At 68.5% G+C, this 15,560-nt stretch carries 13 protein-coding genes and 1 tRNA gene; 8 read left to right on the top strand and 6 right to left on the bottom strand.

What is annotated here, in order from left to right; translation table 11 throughout:
* Positions 1–3: 3 nt before the first annotated feature.
* On the top strand, positions 4–765 hold the full coding sequence (locus tag AC5P7U_RS17270; protein ID WP_049442395.1) for an SDR family oxidoreductase: 762 nt from the start codon (positions 4–6) through the stop codon (positions 763–765).
* A 125-nt stretch (positions 766–890) separates the two neighbouring features.
* Positions 891–1,064 carry a hypothetical protein gene (locus AC5P7U_RS17265; protein ID WP_008268700.1) on the top strand — a complete coding sequence of 58 codons (174 nt, stop codon included), beginning with the start codon at positions 891–893 and terminating at the stop codon, positions 1,062–1,064.
* A 59-nt stretch (positions 1,065–1,123) separates the two neighbouring features.
* On the opposite strand, the gene AC5P7U_RS17260 is transcribed toward AC5P7U_RS17265, so the two are convergent.
* Both AC5P7U_RS17260 and AC5P7U_RS17255 read right to left on the bottom strand, forming a co-directional pair.
* Positions 1,124–1,199, bottom strand: a tRNA-Ala gene (locus AC5P7U_RS17260).
* An 11-nt stretch (positions 1,200–1,210) separates the two neighbouring features.
* Positions 1,211–1,549, bottom strand: a complete 339-nt coding sequence (locus AC5P7U_RS17255; protein ID WP_308309542.1) for an alpha/beta hydrolase fold domain-containing protein — start codon at positions 1,547–1,549, stop codon at positions 1,211–1,213.
* Here AC5P7U_RS17255 and AC5P7U_RS17250 point away from each other — a divergent pair.
* Both AC5P7U_RS17250 and AC5P7U_RS17245 read left to right on the top strand, forming a co-directional pair.
* Positions 1,461–1,724: a hypothetical protein gene (locus AC5P7U_RS17250; RefSeq protein ID WP_414555552.1), complete on the top strand. Its 264-nt coding sequence runs from the start codon at positions 1,461–1,463 to the stop codon at positions 1,722–1,724. The genes AC5P7U_RS17255 and AC5P7U_RS17250 overlap by 89 nt on opposite strands.
* Before the next feature lie 180 nt (positions 1,725–1,904).
* Positions 1,905–4,235 carry a TonB-dependent receptor gene (locus tag AC5P7U_RS17245; RefSeq protein ID WP_197563372.1) on the top strand — a complete coding sequence of 777 codons (2,331 nt, stop codon included), beginning with the start codon at positions 1,905–1,907 and terminating at the stop codon, positions 4,233–4,235.
* A gap of 88 nt (positions 4,236–4,323) precedes the next feature.
* Here the strand turns inward: AC5P7U_RS17245 and AC5P7U_RS17240 are convergent, their stop codons facing one another.
* Positions 4,324–6,396 carry a DUF4034 domain-containing protein gene (locus AC5P7U_RS17240; protein ID WP_197564179.1) on the bottom strand — a complete coding sequence of 691 codons (2,073 nt, stop codon included), beginning with the start codon at positions 6,394–6,396 and terminating at the stop codon, positions 4,324–4,326.
* A gap of 114 nt (positions 6,397–6,510) precedes the next feature.
* A complete protein-coding gene (gene rnd / locus AC5P7U_RS17235; RefSeq protein WP_197564180.1) occupies positions 6,511–7,590 on the bottom strand; it encodes a ribonuclease D in 1,080 nt (359 codons plus the stop codon).
* Between the two features lie 84 nt (positions 7,591–7,674).
* On the opposite strand from rnd, the gene AC5P7U_RS17230 reads away from it, so the two are divergent.
* On the top strand, positions 7,675–9,561 hold the full coding sequence (locus tag AC5P7U_RS17230) for a formylglycine-generating enzyme family protein (protein WP_495221288.1): 1,887 nt from the start codon (positions 7,675–7,677) through the stop codon (positions 9,559–9,561).
* A gap of 89 nt (positions 9,562–9,650) precedes the next feature.
* Positions 9,651–10,547, top strand: coding sequence for a M48 family metallopeptidase (locus tag AC5P7U_RS17225; RefSeq protein ID WP_006457452.1), 897 nt, complete (start codon positions 9,651–9,653; stop codon positions 10,545–10,547).
* A 564-nt stretch (positions 10,548–11,111) separates the two neighbouring features.
* Here AC5P7U_RS17225 and xseA read toward each other — a convergent pair.
* Both xseA and queG read right to left on the bottom strand, forming a co-directional pair.
* Positions 11,112–12,443 carry an exodeoxyribonuclease VII large subunit gene (gene xseA, locus AC5P7U_RS17220; protein ID WP_197564182.1) on the bottom strand — a complete coding sequence of 444 codons (1,332 nt, stop codon included), beginning with the start codon at positions 12,441–12,443 and terminating at the stop codon, positions 11,112–11,114.
* A 44-nt stretch (positions 12,444–12,487) separates the two neighbouring features.
* Positions 12,488–13,558, bottom strand: a complete 1,071-nt coding sequence (gene queG / locus AC5P7U_RS17215; RefSeq protein WP_197564183.1) for a tRNA epoxyqueuosine(34) reductase QueG — start codon at positions 13,556–13,558, stop codon at positions 12,488–12,490.
* A gap of 23 nt (positions 13,559–13,581) precedes the next feature.
* Between queG and AC5P7U_RS17210 the strand changes: the two genes are divergently transcribed.
* Together AC5P7U_RS17210 and tsaE are read left to right on the top strand one after the other, a co-directional pair.
* Entirely contained in the window at positions 13,582–15,066 is a 1,485-nt protein-coding gene (locus tag AC5P7U_RS17210) for an NAD(P)H-hydrate dehydratase (protein ID WP_197564184.1), read from the top strand.
* A complete protein-coding gene (gene tsaE / locus AC5P7U_RS17205) occupies positions 15,063–15,545 on the top strand; it encodes a tRNA (adenosine(37)-N6)-threonylcarbamoyltransferase complex ATPase subunit type 1 TsaE (RefSeq protein WP_197564185.1) in 483 nt (160 codons plus the stop codon). Before AC5P7U_RS17210 ends, tsaE begins: the two co-directional genes overlap by 4 nt.
* Positions 15,546–15,560: the final 15 nt, after the last annotated feature.

The following is a 15,560-nucleotide window of genomic DNA, read 5'->3' as shown; positions in this document are numbered from 1 at the left end:
CTCATGCGCCTGAACAACAAGATCGCCCTCATCACCGGTGCCAGCGCCGGCATTGGCCGCGCCAGTGCGCTGCGCTTCGCCGCCGAAGGGGCAAAGCTGGTGCTCAATGCGCGTCGGCCGCAACCGCTGCACGCACTGGCCGAGCAGATCCGTGCCGGCGGCGGCGAGGTGGTGGTGCATGCCGCCGACGTGGCCGAGCCGGGCACGGCGCAGGCGTTGGTCGATCTGGCCCAGCAGTCATTCGGAGGCCTGGACATCGCGCTCAACAATGCCGGGATGCTCGGCCCCGGCGTGCCGGCAGCAGAGTTCCCGGCGGATGCGTGGCGCGAAGTGATGGCCACCAATCTCGATGCCGCCTTCCATGCGGCACGCGCCCAGTTGCCGGCACTGCTGGCACGCGGGGGCGGCTCGCTGGTATTTGTCGGCACCTTTGTCGGCCATACCGTGGGCTTTCCGGGCATGGCCGCCTACGCGTCGAGCAAGGCCGGACTGATCGGCTTGAGCCAGGTGATCGCCGCCGAGTACGGCGCGCGTGGCGTACGCAGCAACGTGCTGCTGCCTGGCGGTACCGATACCGAGATGGGCCGGCAGGCCGCACCCACCGGCGATGCCCGCGACTTCGTGCGCTCGCTGCACGCACTCAAGCGCATGGCCGAGCCGGAGGAGATCGCCAACGCCGCGCTGTTCCTGGCCAGCGATGAAAGCAGCTTCGTGACCGGCACCGCGATGCGCGTGGAGGGTGGGGTGTCGATCACCCGCACCTGAGTGGGGGCATCGGCGGAATCAGGACTGCAGCTGCACACGCTGTTGGCGCAGGACTGACCTGCTGATTACCCGGCGATCTCTAGGGTAGGGGTAGCGTCGGCGTCCCGCTGGCGAAGGAGCGACGGATGAGTGAGCGCGAGAAAGACCAGGGCGACCCGAAGCAGGGCGTGCAGGAAAGCCGCCAGGACAGGAAGCAGGACGATGTGGCCAGGCAGCGGCCGGGGCAGCGCGACCAGCAGGTGCGCGATGCACATTCGCGCGACCCGAAGCGCAAGGACGGCGGGCAGGATCCCGCCTGAGCGGGCCACTGAAAAGAAAAAACCCGTAGATCGCAGGATCTACGGGTTCTTCTGAATAGTGGTGGAGCCAAGGAGGATCGAACTCCTGACCTCGTCATTGCGAACGACGCGCTCTCCCAGCTGAGCTATGGCCCCACGGCAGGGCTTCAGTGTAGCGCTGCCCGCCGGGCTTGCCAAGCGTGGGGCAGCGGCAGGCCCGCGGGCTCCGCTGCCACCTCGGTGGAGGCAGCCACACCGCGCAGATGGATGCAGGCATGGATCATTCCGGGCAGCCTTTCCAGCATGCAGTCGACGCCCGCCTCCTGCAGGTCATGCGCGTACTGCTCGGCCTCGTCACGCAGCGGGTCGTGCTCGCAGCTGAGCACCGAGGCGGGGGCCAGCCCCTGCAGACTTGTGGTGTCTTCGGCCAGCAGCGTGTCGCCCGACGGCGAAGGCGTGCGTGACTGGCTGGCCGGCCATCGTCGCCAACGTACGGCGGCGATCATCGCGCGCCTGCAGCAGGCGCAGGCCGAGGGTGAGCTGGCCGACGACGCGGCGGTGCAGGCGCTGGGCGACCATTTCGCCACGGTGCTGCATGGCATTTCGGTGCAGGCCCGCGATGGCGTCAGCCGCGAGCGGCTGCTGGCAATGGTCGATATCGCGCTGTGCCCGCTTCCCTGAGTCAAGCCCGAAAGGCGTGCCGAATGCCGAGTGACTGTGCCGAAACCGCTTGTTTCACCGGGTTTGGAGCTCGCGCAACGAAATCGTAACAATTTGGGGGATAATGGCGGCTTGCGCAGTTTTCCTCCCATTTGCCGCCCGGCTCGCGCAGGCCGCACGGACGCCTCCTCAGAGCATTGCATGCCCTCCCATACCGATTCCCGCCGCCTGTCGGGTCTGTCGTCTTCCCTTGTTTCCTTCCGCCGCCACCCGCTGGCCCTGGCCTGTGCCGGCCTGGCCCTGGTCGGCAGCTTCGGCGCCGCCGCGCAGGACAGCGCGCCGACCCCGACCGGGCTGGACACGATCACCGTGACCGCCGAGCACCGCGAGCAGAACCTGCAGGAAGTGCCGGTCTCGGTCGGCGTGGTGCAGGGCGAGCGCATGCGCGACTTCACCGCCGGCGGTGACGACACCCTGCTGGCGCTGTCCGGCCGCGTGCCGAGCCTGTATGCGGAAACCACCACCGGCCGCATCTTCCCGCGCTTCTACATCCGCGGCCTGGGCAACATCGACTTCTACCTGGGTGCCTCGCAGCCGGTGTCGATCATCCAGGACGACGTGGTGCTGGAACACGTGGTGCTGAAGTCCAACCCGGTCTATGACGTGGACCAGGTGGAAGTGCTGCGCGGCCCGCAGGGTTCGCTGTTCGGCCGCAACACCACCGCCGGCATCGTCAAGTTCGACACCCTCAAGCCGACCCAGGACTACACCGGCCGCGTCAGCGCCAGCTACGCGACCTACAACAGCGTGTCGATCGATGGCGGCTTCGGTGGCCCGATCAATGACATCGCGTCGTTCCGCGTGTCGGCCCTGTACCAGCACCGCGATGACTACGTCGACAACACCTACAAGGGCCCGAGCGCCGACGGTACGGTCAGCCCGAAGAAGAACGCGATGGGGGGCTTCGACGACCGCAACGTGCGCGCGCAGCTGCTGCTGACCCCGAGCGACCAGTTCTCGATCCTGGCCTCGGCCCATGCCCGTGACTACGAAGGCACCTCGACCCTGTTCCTGCGCGGTGCGCTGACCAAGGGCTCGAACAAGACCGACGTGCCGCGCGACAAGGTGGCCTACGACGAAGCCGACAACAACCCGCAGGCCTACAAGACCTACGGCGGCTCGGTGAAGGCACGCTACGACTTCGGTGCGATCGACTTCACCTCGATCACCGCCTACGAGACCACCTCCGGCTACAGCCGTGGCGACACCGACGGCGGCGCTGCGGTGAACTTCCCGGTCAATGGCGTGCCGAACGGCTATGGCCAGTCGATGGGCCGCATCCGCGACCTCGACCAGTGGACCCAGGAGTTCCGCCTGGCCAGCCATGACGACAGCGCCCTGCAATGGCAGGCCGGTGCGTTCTACTTCAACGGCAGCGACACCACCGACTTCTACCAGCGTGCGTGGTTCCTGCAGGGTGCGGCCCGCAACCCGAACAACTGGGTGCGCCTGCGCAACAAGAACACCTCGTGGGCCGGCTTCGGCCAGCTGAGCTACGCCTTCACCGACAAGTTCACCGTCACTGCCGGCCTGCGCCAGACCAAGGACGAGAAGCACACCCGTCTGCTGAAGACCGCGGACACCGCTGCCGGCGTGGTCACCTACAAGGGCCGCACCGACGTCAAGATGTCCGACACCACCCCGAGCTGGGATCTGAGCGCGATGTACCAGATCACGCCGGACGTGAGCGTCTACGCCAAGGTTGCCCGCGGCTTCCGCGGCCCGACCATCCAGGGCCGCTCGGCCGTGTTCAACGCCGACTTCACCACCGCCGATTCCGAGACCATCCTGTCCTGGGAAGCGGGCGTGAAGAGCAGCCTGTGGGACAACCGCCTGCGCCTGAATGCCACCGCGTTCACCTACACGGTCAACGACATCCAGCTCAACGGCAACGATTCGGACGGCAACGGCGTGCTGTTCAACGCTGACAAGGCCAAGGCCTACGGCTTCGAAGCAGACATGGAGCTGCGCCCGATCCCGAACCTGACCCTGAGCGCCGGCCTGAGCCTGCTGCACAGCGAGATCAAGGACAAGCGCGTCTATGCGCAGGTCTGCGGCCTCAACGGCCAGGTGGTCTGCACCGTCGGTGACCCGATCATCAAGGTCGGCGCCAACACCTTCGCGCAGATCGATGGCAACCCGCTGCCGAATGCGCCGAAGTACAACGTCAACCTGGCCGCCCGCTACGACTTCCCGGTCAGCGATGCCGGCACCATGTTCGTGTCCACCGACTGGAACAAGCAGGGTTACACCAGCTTCGTGCTTTACGACACCAAGGAATTCAATTCCAAGGGTGATTTCGAGGGTGGCCTGAAGATCGGCTACTCGGGCAACTACGGTGCCTACGAAGTGGCGCTGTTCGCGCGCAACATCACCAACGAGAAGAACCTCAAGGGTGTGATCGAGAACTACATGGCGGCGGTCTACAACGAACCGCGCACCGTCGGTGTCTCGCTGAACATGAACTGGTAATACGCGATTGCGGTGGCGGTGCACGCCGCCATCGCACTGCGTGAATGCCAAGGGCGGCCCGGTGATCCGGGCCGCCCTTTTCGTTGCTTCAGACCGCGGTGAGGTCGCTTTCCTGGCTGCGCTGGCCGAAGGTCAGGGCCCAGGTCGCGCTGTCCACCTGCTGCCGGTCCTGCGCCTGCTGCTTGCGCGCACGGCTGGCGCCGAACCAGCGCCCTTCGCCGTTGATCAGCGGCGCCATGCGCACCACGTCCACGTACTCCGGATCGATCTCGCTGGCGCGCTGCAGCCAGGCCAGCGCCAGGAACGCGTTGGCCGGCACGCCGTTGCCGAAGTGGTAGATGTCGGCCAGGTAGCCGGCCGCCCACAGCTTGTCGTCGTCGTCACCGCGCCACCACAGTGGGATCAGCGCGCGTTCGACCGCTTCGCGCTTGTGTGCGTCGTTCTGGCCATCCATCGCCAGGCAGGCCAGGTTGCGGCAGGTCGGGCCCCAGACGCGCTCGCCCGCCTCGGACCCGTCCAGGCAGCGCAGGTACAGTTCACGTGCACGCGCTTCATTGTGCTCACCGCCGGCCGCCACCAGGCGCACGCCCAGGTTGTAGGTGGCGATCAGGTCGCCGCCTTCCACCGCACGCTCCTGCCAGTAGGCGGCCTTTTCCGCATCGACGAACTGCGGCTGGTCGCGGCCGCCGAGGCGGCCCTTGTACAGGTCGCACAGTGCCGACATCGCGCCGGCGTCGCCGGCTTCGGCCATGCGCTGCAGCAGCGAGAGACCGGCGGACTGCGAGACATCGCAGAACAGGTTGGAGGCGAAGGTGACCGCCGAGGTGTTGTCCTGCGGCGCGAGCTTCAGGGCGCGCTGCAGCAGGGCATCGGCGCGCACGGGGTCGGCGGTCTGGCCGAGCAGTCCATGCTCGACGGCGGTGGCAGCCCAGAGCAGGCCGATCGCGGAGTCGCCCTCGCGAGCGGCGTAGTCCACCACCTGCGCGAACAGCGCCTCTGCCCCGTCGACATGGGCGAACCAGGTGCAGGCTTCGAGGTTGCTGAAGCCTTCGTGCAGCACCATGTCGCGGTCCAGCGCCCACGCCTGCTGCAGATCCTCGAACACCGCCCGCATGTGCCCGGCGTCCCACTGCACCTGGTCTTCGCTGCCTTCGATCCGGCCGAGCCGGTAGCGCAGCCCGGCACGCTGGGCCAGAACCTCGGCGCGCAGGTTGCGGTCCAGGTGCCAGTCCAGGATCTGTGCATACGCACGCTCGTGCACGCCTATCGCGTCGGCATCTTCGCGGTGTGGCAGGTCGGTCATCCAATCCTGTTCCTTTCGCCAGCGCAGCGCGTTGCTCTGCGCAAGCTTCAGGCCACGGCACCAGCCTCCTTCGATGAAATCCTCCATGGCTTCATGGCTGCCGCCCCAGCGCGGGTACAGGTAATAGAGGGTGTCTTCCAGTGTGCTCAGGTCGTCGGCGCGCTGTTCCAGCACCAGGCGCATCCAGTAGGCCAACGGCGCATCGAAATCGTCCTGGCTGCGCTCGCGCAGCACGGGCGGCAGGCTGCCGGGCAGCGTCCGCAGCGGCGCGCCGAAACGTGACAGCAGCTGCAATGCCTGCGGCCAGGCTTGCGGATAGTGCTCGGCCAGTGCCACCTCCTCGGGCTCGGGCACCTGGCCGGCCTGCAGCGCCAGCAGCCAGTCCGGCTCGCGCAGGTAGCTGGTGATGCGCTTGATGCCATCCAGCGCCAATGCCGGGCGCGCCGACAGCGGGATCGCCTGCAGGTAGGCATGCACGGCATGGTCGCGCGCCTGCTGTGCCGCCAGCCACTGGCTGTCTTCGACCAGTGCGGCGACGTCGGCGCTGCGCAGCTCGCCGGCGGCGGATTCCCAGCAGGCACCGAGGCGCAGGTGCGCATAGTAGCTGTGCGGCGCGGCAGCGACCCATTGCTGCGTCTGCTGCAGGCGCTCGTCCAGGGTCAGTGCCTTGTCATGCAGGTTGCGAAGGCGCCAGCGGATGCCCGGCAGCGGCCTTTCACCGTCCAGCCAGGCCTGTTCGTGCGGTGCCAGCAGTGCGTCCAGTTCGGCGTAGCGCCGCTCCTGCAATGCGGCACGCGCCGCTGCACGCCAGGCCAGGTCCTCGGCGGAAAGGCTGTCCTTCGCAATTCCATTTGTCATCTGTTGCAGTCCAACGATAGCGGGGACGCTATTGGACAGTCCTGCGCCTGCGTCGGCAAGCGTGGCAGATGCTCGATCCATCGCGCAGGCGCCGGGGCCCGACGCCCGGCACCATCAGCGTGCGGGCAGCAGGGCCTGCAGTCGCGATTCCAGTTCCTGTTGGCGCCAGCCGGCCAATGCAGCGGGCCATTGGCGACGTTCCAGATAGCTCTCCAGGTGCTTGCGTGACGCCAGAACCCCATCCGGCAGGCCCAGTTCGCGGCTGCGCTCGGCCACCGCATCCTGCAGCTTCTTCAGTGCCTGCTTGTTGCTGTCGTTGGCCGGAAGTGCCAGTGGTGCCTCGGCTTCATCGGCCAGCGGCGTCTGCAGCGTCTGCCACACGGCACCAGCCAGCTTGCGCGGTGCCTTCGGGAACTGCTCGAACAGCGTGCCCAGCGCGTCGGCGTCGGCCGGTGGCGTGCGCGCCAGGGTGGCGGCCAGCTCGTTGTCCAGGATCCAGCTGCGCGGACGATCGCTGCTGCGCGCCTGCACCTCGCGCCAACGCAGCAGGCGCAGCAGGCGGCGCTGTGCAGCGGCATCGAGGAACTGCGCCGAGCGCATCGCCAGGTGTGGCCAGCGGTCTTCGTCGTTGGCAACGCTGGCCAGCAGGCGTTCGCCGTCGTCGTGCAGCCATTGCTGGCGGCCCAGGGCCTGCAGCCTGGCATCGATGGCGTCATGCAGGGCAAACAGATGCTCGACGTCGTCGGCGGCGTACTGCAGCTGCGACTCGGACAGCGGGCGGCGCATCCAATCCGAGCGGGTCTCGCCCTTGGCCAGGGCCACGCCGGTGATTTCCGCCACCAGCTTCTGGTAACCCATGCCACCACCGATGCCGGCCAGCGAGGCACCGATCTGGGTGTCGAACAACGGGCGCGGCAGCACGCCGCAGGCCCACTTGAAGGCGACCAGGTCTTCGCTGGCGCTGTGCATCACCTTGGTGATCGATTCATCGGCCAGCCACGGTGCCAGCGCCTCGGTCATGCCGGGAATCAGCGGGTCGATCAGCAGGATGTCCTGCCCGACGGCCATCTGCACCAGCGCCAGCTGCGGCCAGAAGGTGCGTTCACGGATGAATTCGGTGTCCAGGCCGATGCGGCTCGGGCGCTGCTGGAAGTACGCATCCAGCTCGGCGGGGGTGGTGATCCAGGTTGCCACGGGTCAGGGCCTACTACTCGGGTTTGCTCAGGCAGGGGAGAATAGCCTAACGTCGGTCCGCGTCCGTGCAGAAGGAGGTCCTGCTTGCGTTTTCCGTTGTCGCCCGCGCTGTGCACCGCCCTGGCCGTTGCCCTGGCCGGCTGCACACCGTCGCCGTCGTCGGCGCCGGAGCGCGCCGCTGACGAGCCGGCGCGGCCACAGGAAAGCGCGACGGTCGACCGGACGCAGGCAGCCGGGCAGGGCAGCGTGACCATTGCCGGTGAGGATGCCGCCGAGGACGTGCAGCGCTGGACGCCGCCGCGGGTCGACCGCCAGGGCCGCAGCCTGGCGCAGCTGCGGCGCGCGGCCGAGCAGGCCTTTGCCGAAGGCCGGCTCTACGAGGATGCCGATGCTGCCATTCCCTTGTGGCTGGCGGTACAGGAGGAGAATCCCGATGACCGCCAGGCCCGGCAGGGCCTGCAGCGCGCCCGCCAGCGCCTGCAAGAGCAGGCCGATGCGCTGCTGGTACGGCCGCTGAAGCAGCGCGAGGCGCTGGCCGAGGCCAGCCGCCAAGCGCTGGTGCTGCTCAGCCTGGCGCCGAAGGACGAGAAGGTGCGTGCGCTGCAGGGGCGGGTCGAGACCGCGCAGCGCGTGGTGGCGTACAACCGCGCCGGCGAAGAGGACCTGCGTTCGGACCGGATCGGAGAGGATGGCGACGGCGCCATCGGCAACTTCCGTGAGGCGCTGGCGCTGGATGAGCACAATGGACGCGCCCGGCAAGGACTGGCGGCCGCCGAGAGCGGCTTGATCCGTCGTGCCGAGGACGCCGCGCGGGCACGGGATTTCGCCGGCGCAGGCACCTGGCTGGCCGAGGCAAGCAAGGTGCGCGATTCGTCACCGACCATCGCCGATGCGTTCGAGCGCATCGAACAGATCCGTGCCGCCACGCTGCTGCGATTGCGTGACGACGGCCTGCGCGATCTGGCGACACCACAAGGACTGAAGCCGGCGCGCGAGAAGCTGGCCGAGGCCCTGCGCATCGCCCTGCCGGGCGATGCGGTGGTCGGCCAGCTGCGCGAGCGCATCGACCTGGCCACCCACTACGGCAGCTTCCGTCCCGGCCAGGTGTTCAGTGACGCGATGCGTGATGGTGGTCGCGGCCCGCAGATGGTGGTGGTACCGCATGGCGGTTTCCAGATGGGGGCAGGTGATACCGAGCCGGGTGCCAGTGATGCCGAGCGTCCGTCGCACTATGTGCGCTTCGATCGCGGCTTCGCGATGGCGATCACCGAGGTCACGGTCAGTGATTTCGAGCGCTACGTGAAGGCGACCAGCGCGCGCCCGCGGGCGACCCGCAGGGGCCATTCGGTGGTCTATGACGAGCGCAGCGGCAACTTCATCCGCCGCAGTGGGGTGGATTGGCGCTCGGACTATGACGGCGGCCGTGCACTGGGCAACTCACCGGTGATGCACGTGAGCGTGCGTGATGCCGAGAACTACGCGGCGTGGCTGTCCGAGCAGACCGGGCGCAGCTACCGCCTGCCCAGCGAAGCAGAGTTCGAGTATGCGCTGCGCGCTGGCAGCAGTGGCCGTTACCCCTGGGGGGATGCCGGTACGCCGCCGCCGGGCAGTGGCAACTTCACCGGCAGCAAGGACGTATCGCCGTCGGGCCGGCACTGGCACAACGCGTTCATCGGCTACGGCGATGGCTGGTGGGGACCGGCCCCGGTTGCCACGTTCCAGGCCAATGCCTTCGGCCTGCACGACATGGGCGGCAATCTGAGCGAATGGGTGGCCGATTGCTGGCACGCCAGCTACCGGCGGGCCCCTTCCGATGGCGTGGCCTGGTTCAACCCGGGCTGCCGGTCCCGGGTCATCCGCGGTGGCAACTGGGCCAACGCGCCGGAGCAGACCCGCGCGGCCTGGCGGCAATCGCAGGATTCGGATACCACCAACGCACGTATCGGTTTCCGGCTGGTGCGCGGTATCTGAGCGGGGTCCGGCTTCACCCGCTGCTGGCGTCGGCACACTAAGATTGCGCCGTGCCCGCCGGCCGGCGGGGCCTGCCGGACGACCACCCGATGCGCAACGATCCCTTTTCCCGCTCGCCCCAAGGCCCACAGCGGCGTGGCCTGTTCGGCAACATCCGCTGGTGGGTGCTGCTGCTGGCCGCCGGCTACGCGGTGTTCTACTGGTTCTCCAACCGCACGGTCGATCCCTACACCGGCGAGAAGGTGATGATCGACAGCAGCCTGGACGCACGCCAGGAGACCGCGCTGGGGCTGCAGGCGTACCAGCAGATCCTGTCGCAGGAACGGCCGATGGATCCCAACGCACCGATCGCGCGCGACGTGCGTGACATCGCCCAGCGGCTGATCGCCAAGGTCGATGTGGTGGAGACCGCGCTTGCACAGGAGCACGGCGTGCAGCCGGCGCATTTCGCGCGCGATTTCCAGTGGGAAGTGAACGTGATTCCCTCCGATCAGGCCAATGCGTTCTGCCTGCCGGGCGGCAAGATGGCGGTCTATACCGGCCTGGTGCCGGTGGCGCGTACGCGCGATGCGATGGCGGTGGTGATGGGCCACGAGATCGCCCATGCGCTGCTGCGGCATGGCGCCCAGCGCATGGCGCAGCAGAAGCTGACCCAGATCGGCCAGGTGGCCGGTGCCGCCAGCGGCATGGATGCACAGCAGCAACAGATGATGATGTCGGCGATGGGCTACGGTTACCTGTTGCCTTACGCGCGCAGCCACGAAACGCAGGCCGACGAGGTGGGGCTGATGCTGGCGGCAGCGGCATGCTTCGATCCCCGCGAGGCGGTGCCGTTGTGGCAGCGCATGGGGCAGGCCAGTGGCGGGCAGTCGCCGCCGGAGTTCGCGTCCACCCATCCCAACCCGGGAACGCGTATCCAGAACCTGCAGGCGCTGATGCCGAAGGCGCTCGAGTACCGGCAGAAATTCTGCGAGCAGGCAAAGTAGGGGAGTTGTTTGTTTTGCAGGGCTTGCAGCCCTGCATCTGCTTCAAGCCAGGGCAACGTCAACTTCAAAAGCGGGCTATCCGTGGGTTGGCGGGGTGGGTCCGGTTGAGGGGGACGCCGTAAACACGTCCATGTAGGCTTGGTCGCGGCATCCATGCCGCTCACACCCCCTCAACCGGACCCACCCCGCCTTCGACAGTTTCCCGCTGCTGTTGGTGCCAGCTGCTGTTGGTGGGTGCCGACCGTTGGTCGGCACCTACTTCGACAGATTTCCGCGATCTGTTGGATCTGACCCCATTTTTATTTTCGATATCTGACAGATGTGTCGACCAAGGTCGACACCCACCGACAGCCGTAGAAATCTGTCCGAGGTGGGGCGGTGTCGGAGTGCGGGGTGTCAGCCGCATGGATGCGGCTGCCAAGCCCCCATGGACGGGTTTACGGCGTCCCCGCACTCCGACACCGCCCCGCCATCCGACGGAATGCTCGCTTTTGACGTTGACGTTGACGTTGCCTTGGCTTGAAGCCTCGGCAGGTGCAGGGCGCAGCCCTGCCGAACACCCCTCTACTTGACCTGCACGTCGATCACGCCGTCGCCGACGCGGGCCTGCAACGCGTCACCCGGCTGCACCTGGTCGACGTGCCGCACCAGTGCGCCATCGTCACTGCGGGTCAGGATGCTGTAGCCACGCGCCACGGTCGCCAGCGGGCTGACCGCTTCCAGTGAGCGTGCCAGCCCGCGCAGGCGCAGTGCGTCGCGTTCCAGCAGGCGCTGCATCGCAATCTGCGGACGCCCGCGCAGGGCGGCCAGGCGGCGCTGCATCGCATCCAGCTGTCGTTGTGGATGGTGCCCGCGCAGCACCGCCGCGGCATGACGCAGGCGCGCGGCGCGGCGCTCCTGCTGCTGGTTGAATGCCGCGTGCAGGCGCCGGCCGAGGTCCAGCTGGCGGCGACGCAGCAGGTCCAGGCGGGCCTGCGGGCTCTGCGCGTTCAGGCGCAGCAGGGCACGGTCGGCGCGCTGCATGGCCTGCTGCATCGCGTGCCGTTGCAGCTGCACCATGCGCGCCGCGGTGCGGCGCAGTCGCAGCGCCAGTTCGCGCTGGTCCGGCACCAGCAGTTCGGCGGCCACCGACGGTGTCGGCGCACGCAGGTCGGCAGCGAAGTCGCTGAGGCTGAAGTCGGTCTCGTGGCCTACCGCCGATACCACCGGGGTGCGGCTGGCAGCAATGGCGCGGGCCAGCGCTTCATCGTTGAACGCCCACAGGTCTTCCAGCGAACCGCCACCGCGGGTCAGCAGGATCACGTCGTAGCGGCCGCTGGCATCGGCGGCCTGCAGCAGGCGGGTGATCTGCGCCGCAGCACTGCTGCCCTGCACCAGGGTCGGCAGCAGGTCCACTTCCAGCAGCGGGAAGCGGCGGCCCAGCACGCTCAACACGTCGCGCACGGCGGCGCCGGTGGGCGAGGTGATGACCGCCAGGCGCTGCACATGCGCCGGCATCGGCCGCTTGCGTGACGGGTCGAACAGGCCCTCGGCTTCCAGGCGTGCCTTCAGCTCCTCGAACGCGCGGCGCAGTGCGCCTTCGCCGGCTTCCTCCATGTGGTCCAGCACCATCTGGTACTCGCCACGGGCGTCGTACAGGGTCACCTTGCCGCGCACCAGCACGCGCATGCCTTCGCGCGCCACGAACTTCAGGTACTGCGCTTTCATCCGGAACATGGCTGCACGCAGCTGCGCGCGCGCGTCCTTCAGGGTGAAATACAGGTGCCCGGAGGCAGGGCGCGCCACGCTGCCCAGTTCGGCCTCCACCCAGATCGCCGGGAAGCTGCCTTCCAGCAGATCGCGGGCCAGGGTGTTGAGCTGGCTGGGGGTGAAGATGTCGTCGTTGCGTGGCTGCATGGGAACGGCGTGGCGCGGGTGGAACGGGGGCTCAGGATCGCACGTCAGCGCGCCGCGTGCTGCCCCAGCGCCCACTGCACATGCTCACGCACCAGCGGCGAGCGATCGTCGATGCGGGTGTGCAGTGCAGCCAATGCCTCGGCGGACGCAGGCGCATTGCCCAGCGCCACTGCGATGTTGCGCAGCCAACGCTCATGACCGCTGCGGCGGATCGGGCTGCCCTCGGTGCGGCGCAGGAACTCGGCTTCGTCCCAGGCGAACAGCTGGTCCAGGCGCGCGGTATCAAGCTGGTTGCGTGCGCGGAAATCGGCTTCGTCGGTGCGCCTGGCGAACTTGTTCCAGGGGCAGACCAGCTGGCAATCGTCGCAGCCATAGATGCGGTTGCCGATCAGCGGCCGCATGTCCTCGGGGATGGCGCCGTCGTGCTCGATGGTCAGGTACGAGATGCAGCGCCGCGCGTCCAGCCGTTGCGGGCCGATGATGGCCTGGGTGGGGCAGACGTCGATGCAGCGCGTGCAGGTACCGCAGTGGGCGGTGGCCGGCGCGTCGATAGGCAGCGGGATGTCGATGTAGATCTCACCGATGAAGAACCACGAGCCGCCGTGACGGTCGATCAGGCAGGTGTGCTTGCCGATCCAGCCGAGCCCGGCGTTGCGCGCCAGTGCGCGTTCCAGCACCGGCGCCGAATCGACGAAGACGCGGTAGCCCAGCGGTGCCACCTCGTCGTTGATCTGCGTGGCCAGCTTCTGCAGGCGGTTGCGCATCAGCTTGTGGTAGTCGCGGCCCAGCGCATAGCGCGCCACGTAGGCGCGGCCCGGGTCGGCCAGGGTCGCCCAGGCCTCGGTGTCGTCCTTGTGGCTGTAATCCATGCCTACCGAGATCACCCGCACGGTGCCGGGCAGCAGTTCGGCCGGTCGCGCGCGCAGCGTGCCGTGGCGCGCCATCCAGTCCATCGTGCCGTACAGCCCCTGGCCCAGCCAGTCGGCCAGGTGCGCCTCATCCTCGCCCAGCTCGATGCCGGCGATGCCGCAGCGCTGGAAGCCATGCGCACGGGCAAGTTCACGGATGCGCTGCACGGCCTGGGCCGGATCGACAGGGGCGGGGACGGGGGACATGTGCACCAGTATAAAATCCCTGCATGCCCGATCTTTCCCTTCTGTTCGATACCAAAGCGGCGCGCGCGCTCGATGGGCGCGCATCGGCGCTGGCCGGTGATGGTGGCTGGAGCCTGATGGCCCAGGCGGGTCTGGCCGGCTGGCAGTGCCTGCTGCAGCAGTGGCCGGAGGCCCTCCAGCTATGCGTGCTGGTCGGTGCCGGCAACAACGGCGGCGACGGCTACGTGCTGGCCAGCCATGCCCTGCGGTCGGGGCGCCAGGTTCAGGTGGTCACGCTGCCTGGCAGGGCGCCCGCCACGGTGCTGGTGGCGCAGGCTGCAGCGGAATTTGCGGCGGCTGGTGGCAGTGCCGTCGAGTTCGATGGCCATTTGCCGGACGCTGAGGTCTATGTGGACGCACTGTTCGGGCTTGGCCTGGACCGGGCGCCGTCCGGCACGGCCCGGGCGCTGATCGAGGCCCTCAATGCGGCGCGTGGGCCGGTACTGGCGATGGACGTGCCCAGTGGCGTTGATGCCGACAGCGGATGTGTGCCCGGCGTGGCGGTGAAGGCCGATGTCACGTTGCAGTTCATCGCGTGCCACCGAGGCCTGTACACCGGTGATGCGCTGGAGCAGGTCGGCCAGCGCCGGCTGGCGCCACTCGAACTGCCTGATCAGGCCTGGGACGGTATCCAGGCCAGCGCGCAGCGCTGGACCGGCGACCGTTTGAAGGCACTGCTGCCACCGCGCCGTGCAAACACTCACAAGGGCGAATCCGGGCACGTGCTGTGCGTCGGCGGCAACCATGGCAGCGGCGGCGCCATCGCGATGGCGGCCGAAGCCGCGTTGCGTGCCGGCGCCGGCCTGCTGAGCCTGGGTACCCGTCGCGATCACGTCGGCCCCCTGCTGGCGCGCCTGCCGGAGGCGATGACCCATGCGCTGGAAGACGGCGATGCGCTGCCGGCGCTGCTGGACAGGGCGACGGTGGTGGCGATCGGGCCCGGCTTGGGCCAGGACGAATGGGCGCGCGCTCTGTTTGCGCGGGTGCTGGCGTGTGGCAAGCCGTTGGTGGTCGATGCCGATGCACTGAACCTGCTGGCGCAGGATCCCCGCGCGTTGCCGGACGCGATCCTCACCCCACACCCGGGCGAGGCCGCGCGCCTGCTTGGTTGCAGCAGCGCTGACATCCAGGCCAACCGCTACGCCAGCGCGCAGGCGTTGGCCGAGCGCTTCCACGCCGTGGTGGTGCTGAAGGGCGCGGGCAGCATCGTGGCGGCACCCGGGCAGACGCCACGGCTGATCGCTGCGGGCAACCCCGGCATGGCGGTGGGCGGGATGGGCGACCTGCTCACCGGCATCATTGCCAGCCTGCGCGCGCAGGGACTGGCCGCGTTCGATGCGGCGGCGGGCGGCGCCTTGCTGCACGCACTCGCCGGCGATGCCGCTGCCGCCGACGGCGCGCGTGGCCTGCTTCCTACTGACCTGCTGGCGCCGCTGCGGCGACTGGCCAATCCGGACCTCTCTCCATGACCGAATTCTTCCTTGCCGACAGCGACGCCACCGAACTGCTCGGGCAGTGGCTGGCGGCGACGCGGCCGCCGCAGGCGCTGATCGAGCTGCGCGGCGACCTCGGCGCCGGCAAATCCACCACTGCCCGCGCACTGCTGCGCGCACTGGGCGTGCAGGGCGCCATCCGCAGCCCGACCTATACCCTGGTCGAGCGCTACCCGTTGGCCAGTGGCGGCGAGGCATGGCACTTGGACCTGTACCGCATCGGCCAGGCCGGCGAGCTCGATTTTCTCGGCCTGGACGAGGGCAGTGCCGTGTTGTGGCTGGTCGAATGGCCCGAGCGCGGGGCCGGGGCGCTACCGTCGACCGATCTGGTGGTGGCGCTGGAGATCGAGGGCAAGGGGCGTCGTGTTCGTCTCACTGGGGCCAGCGACGCGGGACGTGAATGGCTGGCACGGCTGCCTCAGGGGGGCGACTTGCAGGCCATTTCTGTCGGCTGACGAGAACAAACAGCG

Source organism: Stenotrophomonas sp. YJH_SMC_57, assembly GCF_059369755.1.
The sequence above is the reverse complement of the archived record's forward strand: the minus strand, read 5'-3'. Positions and strand labels throughout refer to the sequence as shown.

What these genes read in the sequence shown, in the direction of transcription:
- AC5P7U_RS17270 (WP_049442395.1), top strand. Translation starts at nt 4, where the DNA reads ATGCGCCTGAACAACAAGATCGCCCTCATCACCGGTGCCAGCGCCGGC.
- AC5P7U_RS17265 (WP_008268700.1), top strand. Translation starts at nt 891, where the DNA reads ATGAGTGAGCGCGAGAAAGACCAGGGCGACCCGAAGCAGGGCGTGCAG.
- AC5P7U_RS17255 (WP_308309542.1), bottom strand. Translation starts at nt 1,549, where the DNA reads ATGATCGCCGCCGTACGTTGGCGACGATGGCCGGCCAGCCAGTCACGC.
- AC5P7U_RS17245 (WP_197563372.1), top strand. Translation starts at nt 1,905, where the DNA reads ATGCCCTCCCATACCGATTCCCGCCGCCTGTCGGGTCTGTCGTCTTCC.
- AC5P7U_RS17240 (WP_197564179.1), bottom strand. Translation starts at nt 6,396, where the DNA reads ATGACAAATGGAATTGCGAAGGACAGCCTTTCCGCCGAGGACCTGGCC.
- AC5P7U_RS17225 (WP_006457452.1), top strand. Translation starts at nt 9,651, where the DNA reads ATGCGCAACGATCCCTTTTCCCGCTCGCCCCAAGGCCCACAGCGGCGT.
- xseA (WP_197564182.1), bottom strand. Translation starts at nt 12,443, where the DNA reads ATGCAGCCACGCAACGACGACATCTTCACCCCCAGCCAGCTCAACACC.
- queG (WP_197564183.1), bottom strand. Translation starts at nt 13,558, where the DNA reads ATGTCCCCCGTCCCCGCCCCTGTCGATCCGGCCCAGGCCGTGCAGCGC.
- AC5P7U_RS17210 (WP_197564184.1), top strand. Translation starts at nt 13,582, where the DNA reads ATGCCCGATCTTTCCCTTCTGTTCGATACCAAAGCGGCGCGCGCGCTC.
- tsaE (WP_197564185.1), top strand. Translation starts at nt 15,063, where the DNA reads ATGACCGAATTCTTCCTTGCCGACAGCGACGCCACCGAACTGCTCGGG.